Source organism: Savagea faecisuis (assembly GCF_042675605.1).
GTDB lineage: Bacteria > Bacillota > Bacilli > Bacillales_A > Planococcaceae > Savagea > Savagea faecisuis.
Genome location: NZ_JBHTJF010000021.1, coordinates 25,352 through 38,160, shown reverse-complemented (window position 1 = coordinate 38,160; position 12,809 = coordinate 25,352). Strand labels below are relative to the sequence as shown.

Sequence of the window (12,809 nt, the reverse complement as noted above, 5' to 3'; positions counted from 1 at the left end):
TACTCATGATACCCTCCTCGTTTTTCTTTGTCGTAATAAAATGACGATAAAGACGACAGCACCCATCGTTCCTAAAATTAAAGAAACTGGCACTTCAAACGGCATAATAATCGTTCGCGAAATAATGTCAGACACCATAATTGTCCCCATGCCGATGACGCACACCCACGGCAAATTCGTCCGTAAATCATCGCCCCTAAAGAGTGACACGATATTCGGCACAATGAGCCCGAGAAACGGTAAATTTCCAATGACTGCTGCAACCACTCCGACAGCGACCGCAATTAATGCATTCGCCAATAAAATTAACCCGTTGTAATTTACCCCTAAACTCGTTGAAATATCTTCTCCTAAGCCGGCTAAAGTCAATTTGTTCGCGTAAATGAAAATTAAAATCGTGACGATGACGATGATCCATAAATATTCATAACGACCGACTTGAACCGATGTGAAAGAACCGACGAACCAGTTCTCTACAACTTGCGACATTTGGAAAAACAAACCTAAAAATGTCGAAATCGATGAAATGACCGCTCCTAACATTAAACCGATAATCGGTACGATTAACGATGAACGTAAACGAACGCGGCGCAAAAATAAAAAGAAAATCATCGTTCCGATGAACGAAAATAAAATAGCGCCAGACATACGAAGAACTAAACTCGGTGCAGGGACGAGCAAGTAGACGAGCAACAGTCCGAGACCTGCCCATTCAATCGTTCCTGTCGTCGTCGGCTCAACGAAGCGGTTTTGTGTAATAAGTTGCATGACGAGTCCTGCCATCGCCATCGCCGCTCCCGTTAAAATGAGCGCAATCGTTCGCGGAACTCGTGTAATGAAGAACATTTCCCAACCATCTTCCTGGCCTCGAATGTCGTATACACCTGTAAATAATGAAATGACTGCTAAAATACTAACCACGAAGATGGCTAGTATGAAAGATTTCGTCCATATTTTACTCTGTTTAGAATACTGGAGCTGGGCGTCTTGCCCAACTCCAGCGATCGCATGTTTTCGCACGATTCGTTAACTCCTTTGCACTACTTCCCTAAAGAATCCGCCATGTTTTGGAAAATCTTCATAAATGTTTGTAGTGATTCGTTTGTGTACGTATCTGCTGGTGCGTATAATACGTGTTTTTCTGTAATAGCTGTTGTATTTTGTAAAGCTGGTGAATTTTCAATAACATCTTTTGCTGGCACAGCATCTTCTACTGAACTAACTGCTGCATCGCGGTCTAAAACGAAAATCCAATCTGGATTACTTTGCGCAATCGCTTCAACAGACACTTCATCCCCTTGATGATCTGCTGATGTGTTTTTCACTTCTAATGCGGGTACCCAACCGAAAATGTCGAACATCGGTCCCCAAACACGACCGTGGCTCGGCGCTGAGAAGCCGATATCTCCACCTGAAACGATGACACCCATCACTGTATCTTCTCCGTTGTACGCTTCTTTTGCAGATGCGATCGTTTCGTCGAAGTCAGCGACTAATTTTTCAGCTTCTTCATTTTTGTCAAAGATTTTTCCTAACATTGTCGTTGCGTCTTTTAATCCGTTTACTAAGTTTTCACCTGGTGTTGCCGCTTCTTCTGAAACGTCGAAGCTTAAGTCGATCACTGCTGCATTTGGCACTAATTTTTTAATATCTTCGTAATAGCTTCCGAAACGTTGTCCAACGATGACGAGTTCTGGGTCAACCGCTGCAATCTCTTCTAATTTCGGTTCGCGGTGATTTCCGATATCGACTACATTTTCATCCGCAACGTACGGTGAATCTGATGGCATAACTGCTTTTGGAACTGCTGCAAGTTCAATATTCCAATCCGCTAACGTTTCAAACGTACGGTTATCTAATGCGACGACATTTTTCGGATTAACAGGTACTGTCACCGTTCCGTGTGCATCTTTCACTTCAACTGTCGTCACTTCTTCTGTTGCATCTTCTTTATCTGTCGGTTCTTCTGTTTCTTTACTTTTGTCGTCTCCTGAATTGGAACACGCTACTAAAAATACGGCCAAAACCGTTAACATAAGAAAAGCTTTAAAATTCTTCATATCCATAATCTCTCCTAATTGGCATTTTGATTAGAACGAAGAACATTGCACGTCTGCAATCGACATCGGCAGATCTACTTTACATTCTCAGTGATAATTATTCTCAATGGAAGTGTAAAAAATAGACCGACGCGATGTCGGTTCCTTTTGTTCTACACCCTTATTGTAAAAAAGATTAAGAAAATACACTATGGACAAAATCACTTTACTTCTTTGCATTTAAAAAACAACATCTTCATTTTGTAGAGGTTCGACTCTACGAAGATGTTGTTTCGCATTATTTCATTAAAGAATCGCGGTAGCGCAATACGAGTGAGTATCCTGCTTCTTGAAAGGCTTCTGCGATTTGTGGTGTCCATTTTGGTACACGCATTTCTTCTTCTTTTAACTCGATGTCTACTTCACAATGGATTGCAGCGAGCTTATACGATATGTGCAACATCTCTTCATCTGCCGCAAGCTTCGTTTGAACACCTTTCGTCAACTCTTCTCGATGTGCTAGTACGCCTTCAATCGAACCGTACGTTTGAATGAGCTTCGTCGCTGTTTTCGGGCCGATCCCTTTCACACCTGGATAACCGTCCGCATTGTCTCCGATAAATGCTTTATAATCGATATATTGTTCGGGAGAAAATCCATATTCCTCGGTAAATCGCTCTTCCGTATATAAGTCATATTCGGAATATCCTTTTTTCACAATGGCGATCGTCACGTTCGGACGCAGTAATTGGAATAAATCTTTATCCCCCGAGACGATTGTAATGTCATACGTTTCGCTATATTTTTCGACGATTGAACCGATCACATCGTCCGCTTCGATATTGACGAATCCTGTATTGTAGTAGCCCATCTGTTCCGACGCTTCTCGTGTCATATCAAATTGTGGCACGAGTTCTGGCGCTGGCTCTGGTCGATGCGCTTTATAGCCTTCATAAATATCATTGCGGAACGTCTTCGCTCCCATATCCCAACAAACGACGAGATAATGAGGAAAAAATAACTTTTCCGCCGTCATGACGTGACGTAAATATCCTTGTACCGCATTCGTCGGCACACCCGCTTCATTCGGGAAAAAATTCCCCATCGCTGCCGTCGCAAAGTACGACCGGAACAATAACGCCATTCCGTCTACAATTAATAATCGCTCTTTCTGTTCATTCATGCCAATCCCTACCTCTTTCTACTATCTCGTCTAGTATACAGGAAGGGAGAGAGACAATCGAATGCTTCCATTTAATTAAAAAAATATACCGACAATGACAATTCCGGCAATGATAAGTCCTCCGATTGTTCCTACGAGTTCTACGATAAATTCCCCACGCTTCTTATTGAACTTCTCTTGAAAGCCATCAAGAAACTCCAAATCTTTTTGAAGTTCCGAAACTTCTTTTCTCAATGATTGCACTTCATGTTCTAACGTTTCAATTTGGGCTTGTTGATGAATGACGACAACTTCCGTTTCACGCGTCATCACTTCTGTACGCTCTCTTTCCATTCCGATCACTCCTATCGCTCTTTTCCTATGTACGAGCCATTTCACGGAAAGTTTCATAACATGACATTTTCTATGTTTATAATAAAGAAAAAAGAAAATGATGATGATATAAGGTTAGCGATGTAAAGACGTATATTCGCAAAATAAAACCCGTGCGATAATTTTCGCACAGGTTTCTTTATAAAATATCGTGATAATTTGGGTTCGCATCAATTTGTTGTTTGGCGAACGGACAGAGCGGAATAATTTTTTTATTCGTTTCACGCGCATAGTGCACGATGCGTTCGACTAGCAATTCTCCAACGCCTTGCCCTCTCAACTCATCCGACACGAAAGTGTGATCGACAATGATGCGATCTTTTCCTGTCGGAACGTAATGAATTTCCGCTATATTGTCTGATTCAGAATCTCCCACATAAAAGCGCTGTTTCCCTTCTTTAATCTCTACCATTCCAACACCCCTTCTCCTTAATTTTGTCCATTATTTACGCGTGTATTGTAAAGCACCGCTCGGACAACGTTCAATCACTTCTGCCACTTCATCTGCACTTGCTCGTTCTGGCTGAATCCAAGGACGATTTTCTACATTAAAAACAGCAGGTAATCCTTTCACACATTCCGCAGCATGTTCACAACGCCCAGCATAAAAACGAACTTCAATTTCATCCGTCTCATACGCTTTATATTTTTCTTTTGTCATGTACATAACCCCTCTCAAATGAAAATCATATTTTCATTATGATACCCACATATCTTGAATTCAAACCTTTCACTTTAAATATTTTTCATAATACGTTTTCCTTCTGCAAAGGTCGCAACACTCGAATATCCCGCTCGCTGTAAAGCGCGCTTCCCATCTTCGACATGACGGCCGAGATCATCAGGAAAATGCGCATCAGACGATAAAGTTAACGGCACTTCATAACGAGCAAAATAGTCTAACAAGGCATCACTCGGGCACGCTTCACGGACGGGATAGCGGTAATAAAGTCCAGCATTCCATTCACTCGCTACATCATATTGTGCCAAAACTTGCGCAACACGCTCATAAAATGAGTGTAATATAGAAGATTGTGGACGATGACCGAATACTTTTAAATTATCGACGTGCGCAATAAAAGAAAATAATTCACTTCTAGCTGCTTGTTCAATCGTCGTTGCGACTTCATCGTAAACGACCGATAAATCAAGATTTTCAAAGCGTCCTTGCGTTTCTGGATTATCAAATCCCCAACCACGCCAAAAATGAATAGAACCGATAACAAAATCAAAAGGATATCGCTTTAAAAACTGATGCAACTCTTCTTCTTGTTCCGGAAAATAATCTGCTTCAATGCCTAACCGTAAAGTGACTCCTTCTTTTTCCCATTTTGCTTGAACTCGTCGAACACCTTCTATGTATTGTTCAATCGACTCACTCATCACACTATTAAGCCACGTTTTTTGCATCGAACCGAGGGAAGGTGATGTGAGATCTAAAGCGCTCTCAAAATAAGAACGCATCTCTCGAAAGCGATATAGATGATCGACGATTCCTACTTCTGTCAATCCTCTCTCTTTCGCTACTGTTAAATAACGATTGAGCCACTCTTCACTATAGCACCCTTGTTCAAGACGTAGGCGCAATGCTTCCATCGCTCGTTCAAACGATTCCTTCGTCGTCCCTTTCTCTACTTGCAGAGCTTTTGCTGTTCGCTCTAACCAACGAAATGTGTAAGGACCTTCCTCCACATGAAAATGAAAATCAACCATCTCATTCGCCTCCTATTTCTATCCATTTTGTATACTCATTCCAATCGTTTGGTTCGGGAGCATTTATGAGAAGCCCGTCCACATCTTGCAATAATCCAACTTCATAAAAAGAAACACAGTTCCATTTCGTCGCGTCCGCTAATATCCAGCGGTGACGACTTTGTCGAATAAAACGTCCTGAAACGAGCGATTCATTCATTTCATAGTCATAGAGACGATTATCCTTCACACCTCCACATGATAAAAAAGCATGATCAATAACCATCGGGCGCAACTGTTCCAAAGTAACCATTCCAGAAACTGCACGTTGAGCAGTGTGTAATGTCCCTCCGAGCAAAATAACTTCCCCTGTCATTCTTCCCTCTTCGATTGCATCACTCCAACGTAGTGCAGCAGGCAATGAATTAGTAATGACCGTTAAACGTTCAATTTCTGAAATAAAATCAGCGATATGTACGGTCGTCGTTCCGGTATCAATCGCGATGACATCTCCACTTCGAATTAAAGTTGCTGCATATTTTGCTATAGCACGTTTCGCTTCATATTCAATTTCTAATTTGCGGACGTAAGCGAGTTCTTTTTGAACGATATGTTTCGGTACAGCTCCACCATGAACACGATGTAATTTTCCTTCTGCTTCTAGTTCGACTAAATCACGTCGCACAGTTTCTGGTACGACGCCAAGAACCTCTGCTAGCGAAGCGACATGCACACGCCCTTCTGCCGTTAGTCGTTTTTCAATATAATGCCAACGCTCCACTTTCGAATACATCATTGTAATGCGATCACCTCGCGATAAGGAATCCAACAAGTAAGCATCTCTCCGCGTTGATAGGAATGTGCATCTTGATGGAGTTGCTCAATGACAAATTGTTCTCCTTCACAAGCTAATGTCGTCCGCACAATGTTACCAGCCATCGTTTCTTCAACGACAGTCCCTCGCAAAACGAAAGAGTCCGGAATTTCTTGTAGACGAAATGCTTCTGGACGCATTGCATACATCGTCGCCTGAGCTAAAGTAGAAGCATCTCCTTCTAAATGATGAAGCACTTGTTCTTTTGTCCATACGTTATAATGACCAATGAAACGCGCCACAAACTCCGTAGCCGGTTGACGATACAATTGTTTCGGCGTTCCAATTTGTGCAATCTGTCCACTATCTAACAAAACAATTCGATCCGCTAAAGCCATCGCCTCTTCCTGATCATGTGTGACGAGAATCATCGTAATCTTCAACTGTCGTTGAATGTCGCGTAATGTCCGCTGTAAATGCTTACGAATTTTAGCATCCAATGCTGACAGGGGCTCATCTAATAACAACACACGTGGCCGTACGACGAGCGCACGTGCGAGAGCAACTCGCTGTTGTTGTCCTCCCGACAATTCATTCGGATAATGTGATGCACGATTTTCTAAACCGACGAGCGCTAACATTTCTTGAACTCGTGTGGCTCGCTCATCTTTTTTCACTTTTTGCATATCAAGGCCGAACGCGACATTTTCCGCTACTGTCATATTCGGAAAAAGCGCATACGACTGAAAGACCATACCGACACCACGGTCTTTTGGAGCGACATCGTTCATCTTCTCATCCCCGATATATACCGCTCCTTCCGTCACTTCCGTCAATCCTGCAATCATGCGAAGTAATGTACTTTTACCACAACCACTCGGACCGAGCAATGTTAAAAACTCTCCATCTTTTACCGTTAATTGAATCGGTGAAAGCACCGTTTGATCGCCGTAACGCTTCACAACATTTTCCAACGTAACATGTGCCATTTACATCGCTCCCTTTTTCATCTGTGAATGCATTAATCTTGCCGCTGCTCCAGTCAAACCGATAATTCCGACTAAATATACGACGACGATGGCACTCGCTAAATGTCCACTTGCACTCATTTTTTTCATTAAATACATTTGAATCGTTTCAAATTTCGACCCGACGACTAAATTAATTAAGACGAACTCTCCAACGAGAGCTGAAAAAGAAAGCAACGCTCCGACAAATAAACCTGTCTTTACAAGAGGTAAAATAACTTTGCGAAACGCTTGCCACTTCGTTGCTCCTAACAATTCTGCAGCATCCATTAAAGCTCGGGCGTTCAATCCATTCATCGTATTTTTTAAACTTTGATAAATGAATGGAACAACACTAATGACATATGCTCCACTCAAGATGAGGAGCATCGGAATTCCCGTACCATTATATGAACGCAATAAACCGACCGCCAAAATAATTCCTGGAAAAGCATATACACCAAGAATCAACAATTGAATCCAACGCTCATACTTCGGAAAATAGACGACGATATAGAGTAATGCAGGAACGATGACGACCATCGCTACAATAACCGAACCACCAGCTAACCATACGGTACGACCGAGCGCCTTCCAAAACATCGCATCGACAAATAAACGTTCATATGTTTGCAACGTCCAACCTTCAGGCAAGATTGACTGGTGCCACGTTGTCGCAAATGAATATAAAACCGTACCGATCACCGGTAAACTTAAATAACAAAACAATAAGATAAACATACTTTTCGGTAACCATTTCATTCAAGACGCCCCCTCGTTTTACGCAATGTCCACTCACTTAATACGAGCGTAATCACCATCACAACACCTAATAAGACAGCGATAGCACTCGCTAATTCTGGTTGCGCAAAAATATCACCAGAGAGTAATGCCCCAATTCGAATGGCGACTAAATTGTAATTACTTCCTGTTAAAGCGTATGCTGACGCATAAGCTCCCATCGCATTCGCAAACAAAATACTAAAAGTTCCGACGATACTCGGCCAAATAATCGGAATGCCAATACGGCGCCAAAACTGAAAAGGAGAAGCACCTAATAAACTGGCCGCTTCTTTCCAATCGTCCTTTAATCCTTCCATAACGGGATACAACAACAAAAGTGCTAAAGGCAATTGAAAATAAACGTAAATAAATAATAAACCTGTCCAACTATATAGAGAAAAAGAACCGATTGGTATACCCCAATGTTCAGCGAGAAGTAAAAACACGCCGCTATTTCCGAGTAACACGATAAATGCAAAAGCAAGAGGGATACCTGAAACATTCGATAACACATTTGTTACTAGTAGAGCTCGCGTACGAAAAGCCTCTCCAAATAAAGACATCGCATAGACCGCAAACAATGTCACAACGAGAGCGATAACGGCAGAGACGAATGATAGCTGAATACTATTTTGAAATGCTTGCAAAATGAAAGAGTTTTGGAAAATGGAAACGTAATGTTGAATCGTCCATCCTCCACTACTCGATACACTCGAACGTAATAAATCAACAAGTGGTACGATAAAAAATAACAGCACGAATAATGAGAGAGGAATAAAAATAAGTCTTTTACGTAACCAAACCATCCCGCTGTTCCTCCTTCAATGGTATCGATTGATGAGCTGTCATTGCTGGTGAATGAGGTACCCCTAACAATGTTGCGACAAATGGCGCGACGTCCACTTGCTTGACACACGTATCACTCACTTGTGGTACGTAACGAGACGAAGCGATAAATAATGGTACTTCTCGATCTGCTTGTGTCGTTCCTCCGTGATTGTGAGCTTCCGTCATCCCGTGATCCGACGTCACGACGATGTCATACCCTAACTCCATCCAACGGGGCAAACAATGAGCGAGGCATTGATCCGCTCGTAACACTGCATCTTGATATAGACGAGAATGCCCCCCTTCACGATGCCCCGCATCATCGATATTCATCGAATGAATGTAAACAAAATCTGGTCGTTCCGCTTCAATCCAACACGATGCTTCCGCAAATAAATGCGTATCTGGATAATGATCTTCGAAATAAAAAGACCCATATTGAATCGCACCGTCTGGATTATGTTGAATGCGGTCCGTCATCGGTTGAAAAGGAGCTCGACTATACAATTCACTCACCCAATGATAAGCAAAAGCAGCTGTCGTTCCTCCCGCTTGGACAACGAGATCGAATACACTCACTTCTGTTGAACGTCGTACCGTTGCATTCGTCGTAATTCCGTGAATATACGGTGGTGTTCCAGTGAGCAATGTTTCATACAAAGGGCGAGAAAGTGAAGGAAGCTCACTTTCTACCCGTAATCGACTCATCTTTTCATACTCTACTAAATGATGTAAATACCCCATATGAGAACAAGCGACATCATAACGTAAACCGTCTAACACGATGTAAATAACACGATTAATTTGCATGAATTAACACCTTCTCTTGCCATAAATTCGGCAATTGCTTCGTCGTTTCTTCCCATGCTGCTTGGTCATTTACTGGACGGGCATTTGCATACATCTGTTCTGGAAGTAATAAAGCACGAACTTCATCAGATAATGGCACATTGTCACGAATCGGACGAGCGTAGCCACGCGCTAAGTTTTCTTGTCCTTTATCCGATAAAATATGTTCACGGGCTAACATCGCTGCATATTTATTTTTTGAATATTGGTTAATGATTGTCGCATACCCTGACATAACAGATGCTTCTTCCGGAATGACAACCTCAAAACGAGCTTCATCGATTTGATTTCGGTAACCGAGTCCGTTGAAATCCCAAACGATTGCGACATCAATTTCCCCTTTTTCTAAATTCGCGACAGACGGATCACTCGTTCCGAGGCGACCTTCTTTCGCAAGCGTCGCGAAAAATTCAATGCCTGGCTCAATATTCGTTTCATCTCCACCGAATGCATAAGCTGCAGCTAAAATGGCGAAATGCGCTTGATTGGCTGTTAAAGCATCCCCAATACTTACACGATAATCTCCTTGCTTCAATTGTTCCCAAGAAGTCGGTGCGTCTTTCACATTATGTAAATCTGTCAAAAATGAAATTGTTCCCGTATATCCTACAACCCAATGGCCCTCTTCATCTTTCGCCCAATCTGGAATGTCATCCCAATAAGATGTTTTGTATGGGAATGTTAATCCGCGCTCTTTAGCGATCGGACCAAATGCGATTCCGACATCTCCAATATCTGCTGTCGCATCATTTTTTTCCGCTTCGAATTTCGCTAACTCTTCCGCACTCGACATGTCCGTATCGGTATGTTGAATGCCGTAATCATTTTTCAAATCTTCCCAAGTTTCCACCCAGTTCGCCCACGTATCAGGCATTCCGACAGAATGGACTTCTCCTTCTTCCTTCGCTCGCTCTACTAATTCATCGACTGATACCGAAGAATCTACTTCCTCGCTTCCACCCTGTTCCTCTTTCTGACAAGCTGCTAATACGAGTACGAATAAACTGACAACACTTAACAGCCCTAAACGCCAATTCAACTTTTTCATCTTTTGACACTCCTCATTTGTTTTATTGTTCATGTGTAGTATAAAAAACAAATATTAAAGAGAGAGAGGGGCTAACGTTAAGAGTTTGTAAAACAACAGATAAAAAAACAGGGTGTAAAGCGCTTTAAAACCTTTCTTATAAAGACTTTTCGCGATTCCCACACATTCCAAAAATATCAAACATTCCATCATCAAACATATTCTCTCCCCTCGCATACTTTAATGAAATTTAAGGTAAGCAACAGGTGAGCTTTACTTTTCGTCACGTATACTGAAGAAAGTAAATGAATTATTTTAGAAAGAAGGCGGTCGATTATGTTCGTTATCGCAACGAAAGAATTTCTTGAAATGATGAAAAGCTTTAAAGCGTTACTCGTCATCGCACTCCTTGTACTCTCTTCCTACTTTGCCAGCTCCTTCATCGCATCTGCAAAGTTTATGATGGGAACCGATGCATACACAGCTGTCATTCGACTCTTTTTATTAGGATTTGGCTTCGTTTTCGTACTCATGCTTTCTCACGATGTCATGAGCCGTGAAGTCGCTGCGGGTACGATGCGATTACTCATTACGAAAACGTCAAGAAGCGCGATTATCGGTGGTAAATTTTTAGGAATCGCAGCATTTTGGCTCTTTTCTCTCGGCGTCTCTTTAGCGATTATTTCTTTTTTCGCAAAAGAATTACCGTGGTTAGCCTTTTTACAGTTGTACAGTTTTTTACTATTCATTATCGGGCTTTGCTTACTCCTTTCGACATTAGCAAAATCGCCAAATGTCTCTTTACTCATCGGGCTCGCTGTAAGTTTTATCGCACCGATCATCGGCATTTGGAGTACATTTTCAGACAAAGCATGGCTACAACCGTTTAAATACATTTTGCCTTACCGTTACCAAACCGCTGAAAACATATCACTCTTTGTCCCTGTACTATTCGGCATCAGCTTTCTCACATTGGCTACTTTCCTTTTCAAACGAGGTGACTATTAATGACAACTGTATTAGAAGTACGTGATATTCAAAAATCTTTCGGAAAAACAGAAGTATTACGAGGTGTATCGTTCTCGATTGAACGGGGAGAAATTTTCGGATTTCTCGGACGAAACGGGGCGGGGAAAAGTACGCTCATTCATATTTTAACCGGCGTGAAATATCCGACGAGCGGATCCTTTCAAATTCTCGGTCTCCCGATTGAAGAAGCGAAACGACATATCGGTGTCTTTCCAGACATCGACCAATTTTATAATGAGTGGACGGCGATGCAACATTTAACCTTTTTCGCCAAATTACAAAAAATTCCATGTTCCAAAGCTGAACTGGAAGCGTTACTGCGCCAAGTCGGATTGCAAAACGAAATGAAAAAGAAAGTGAAACAATATTCGTTCGGAATGAAAAAGAAATTAGGGGTCGCTCAAGCATTAATCGGCCAACCCGATTTCATCATTTTAGACGAACCGACATCGGGTCTCGATCCAGAATCAGCCATTCATATGCGTCAACTCATTCATCAAATGGCAGCAAACTGTCAAACCGTTTTCGTCACGTCTCACAATTTAAACGAACTTGAAAAAATGAGCGATCGCATCGCTATTTTAAAAGAAGGCCACATTTCCAACATCGGGACGATGGAACAATTGCGCAACGTATCCAACTATGCGATTGAAATTCATATAATGCTTGACCGCACACCGGAAGAAGCCTTCCTTCAAACATTGACGACGCGGTATGAAGTGAACGATACGAACGTGACCCTTTTCCTCCAAAAAAAAGAAGACGTCGCCGAATGTATACGAGCGCTCGTCTTCGCTAATTATGCCATTTATAAAGTGACGCAAAAAGAACAAACTTTAGAAGAAATTTTTTTACAAACCGAAAGTTAAAATAAAAAGATGATCTTTCCAAAGCGAAGGTCGCTGAAAAAGTCGTTGTTACTTAGTTTTTTCTAGATACTGTTGATTTCCGCTACAGGTGGACGCTTTCCACGGGCACGGCCTCAGCCTCGGGCCTACAAGATGTAGGTCATGCAGTCGTTGCAATAGGATGTTGTGAGATTTTAGACTACCTTGCTACGCCCGGGGTCTTCGGCTCGTGCTGTTCCCGTAGGAGTCGCCACCTTTCGCTCCAATTAACAGAGAGTACTTAAAATTAAAATTTCAAACGGAAAAGAAGCCAATTCGTTCAAATTCGAACAAATTGA

Annotated in this window: 15 protein-coding genes; 2 read left to right on the top strand and 13 right to left on the bottom strand. The window is 42.0% G+C overall.

Annotated features, from left to right (window positions below):
• Positions 1 to 3: 3 nt before the first annotated feature.
• From ACFQ0V_RS04615 to ACFQ0V_RS04555, 13 genes are all read right to left on the bottom strand, one after another.
• Positions 4 to 1,005, bottom strand: a complete 1,002-nt coding sequence (locus tag ACFQ0V_RS04615) for an ABC transporter permease (protein WP_381010352.1) — start codon at positions 1,003 to 1,005, stop codon at positions 4 to 6.
• 35 nt (positions 1,006 to 1,040) lie between these two features.
• Positions 1,041 to 2,060, bottom strand: a complete 1,020-nt coding sequence (locus tag ACFQ0V_RS04610) for a siderophore ABC transporter substrate-binding protein (protein WP_381010280.1) — start codon at positions 2,058 to 2,060, stop codon at positions 1,041 to 1,043.
• A gap of 277 nt (positions 2,061 to 2,337) precedes the next feature.
• A complete protein-coding gene (locus ACFQ0V_RS04605) occupies positions 2,338 to 3,222 on the bottom strand; it encodes a 5'-3' exonuclease (protein WP_381010277.1) in 885 nt (294 codons plus the stop codon).
• A 75-nt stretch (positions 3,223 to 3,297) separates the two neighbouring features.
• Complete coding sequence (locus tag ACFQ0V_RS04600) at positions 3,298 to 3,555, bottom strand: hypothetical protein (RefSeq protein WP_381010274.1); 258 nt, start codon at positions 3,553 to 3,555, stop codon at positions 3,298 to 3,300.
• A 178-nt stretch (positions 3,556 to 3,733) separates the two neighbouring features.
• Complete coding sequence (locus ACFQ0V_RS04595; protein ID WP_381010272.1) at positions 3,734 to 4,006, bottom strand: GNAT family N-acetyltransferase; 273 nt, start codon at positions 4,004 to 4,006, stop codon at positions 3,734 to 3,736.
• A 30-nt stretch (positions 4,007 to 4,036) separates the two neighbouring features.
• Positions 4,037 to 4,255, bottom strand: a complete 219-nt coding sequence (locus ACFQ0V_RS04590) for a (4Fe-4S)-binding protein (RefSeq protein WP_381010269.1) — start codon at positions 4,253 to 4,255, stop codon at positions 4,037 to 4,039.
• A 74-nt stretch (positions 4,256 to 4,329) separates the two neighbouring features.
• Positions 4,330 to 5,307 carry a histidinol-phosphatase HisJ family protein gene (locus tag ACFQ0V_RS04585; RefSeq protein WP_381010266.1) on the bottom strand — a complete coding sequence of 326 codons (978 nt, stop codon included), beginning with the start codon at positions 5,305 to 5,307 and terminating at the stop codon, positions 4,330 to 4,332.
• Position 5,308: 1 nt separating this feature from the next.
• Positions 5,309 to 6,082 (bottom strand): DeoR/GlpR family DNA-binding transcription regulator, encoded by a 774-nt coding sequence (locus ACFQ0V_RS04580; protein WP_381010264.1) that lies wholly within the window; start codon positions 6,080 to 6,082, stop codon positions 5,309 to 5,311.
• Entirely contained in the window at positions 6,079 to 7,089 is a 1,011-nt protein-coding gene (locus ACFQ0V_RS04575) for an ABC transporter ATP-binding protein (RefSeq protein ID WP_381010261.1), read from the bottom strand. The genes ACFQ0V_RS04580 and ACFQ0V_RS04575 overlap by 4 nt, the downstream gene beginning before the upstream one ends.
• Positions 7,090 to 7,869, bottom strand: coding sequence for an ABC transporter permease (locus ACFQ0V_RS04570; protein ID WP_194563410.1), 780 nt, complete (start codon positions 7,867 to 7,869; stop codon positions 7,090 to 7,092). It lies immediately after the preceding gene.
• A complete protein-coding gene (locus tag ACFQ0V_RS04565; protein ID WP_381010258.1) occupies positions 7,866 to 8,696 on the bottom strand; it encodes an ABC transporter permease in 831 nt (276 codons plus the stop codon). Before ACFQ0V_RS04565 ends, ACFQ0V_RS04570 begins: the two co-directional genes overlap by 4 nt.
• Positions 8,680 to 9,528 carry an alkaline phosphatase family protein gene (locus tag ACFQ0V_RS04560; protein WP_381010255.1) on the bottom strand — a complete coding sequence of 283 codons (849 nt, stop codon included), beginning with the start codon at positions 9,526 to 9,528 and terminating at the stop codon, positions 8,680 to 8,682. Before ACFQ0V_RS04560 ends, ACFQ0V_RS04565 begins: the two co-directional genes overlap by 17 nt.
• Complete coding sequence (locus ACFQ0V_RS04555; protein ID WP_381010253.1) at positions 9,518 to 10,615, bottom strand: ABC transporter substrate-binding protein; 1,098 nt, start codon at positions 10,613 to 10,615, stop codon at positions 9,518 to 9,520. The genes ACFQ0V_RS04560 and ACFQ0V_RS04555 overlap by 11 nt, the downstream gene beginning before the upstream one ends.
• Positions 10,616 to 10,930: 315 nt before the next feature.
• Between ACFQ0V_RS04555 and ACFQ0V_RS04550 the strand changes: the two genes are divergently transcribed.
• Positions 10,931 to 11,602 carry an ABC transporter permease gene (locus ACFQ0V_RS04550; RefSeq protein WP_381010250.1) on the top strand — a complete coding sequence of 224 codons (672 nt, stop codon included), beginning with the start codon at positions 10,931 to 10,933 and terminating at the stop codon, positions 11,600 to 11,602.
• Positions 11,602 to 12,492, top strand: coding sequence for an ABC transporter ATP-binding protein (locus ACFQ0V_RS04545; RefSeq protein ID WP_381010248.1), 891 nt, complete (start codon positions 11,602 to 11,604; stop codon positions 12,490 to 12,492). Before ACFQ0V_RS04550 ends, ACFQ0V_RS04545 begins: the two co-directional genes overlap by 1 nt.
• The last annotated feature ends 317 nt before the right edge of the window (positions 12,493 to 12,809 follow it).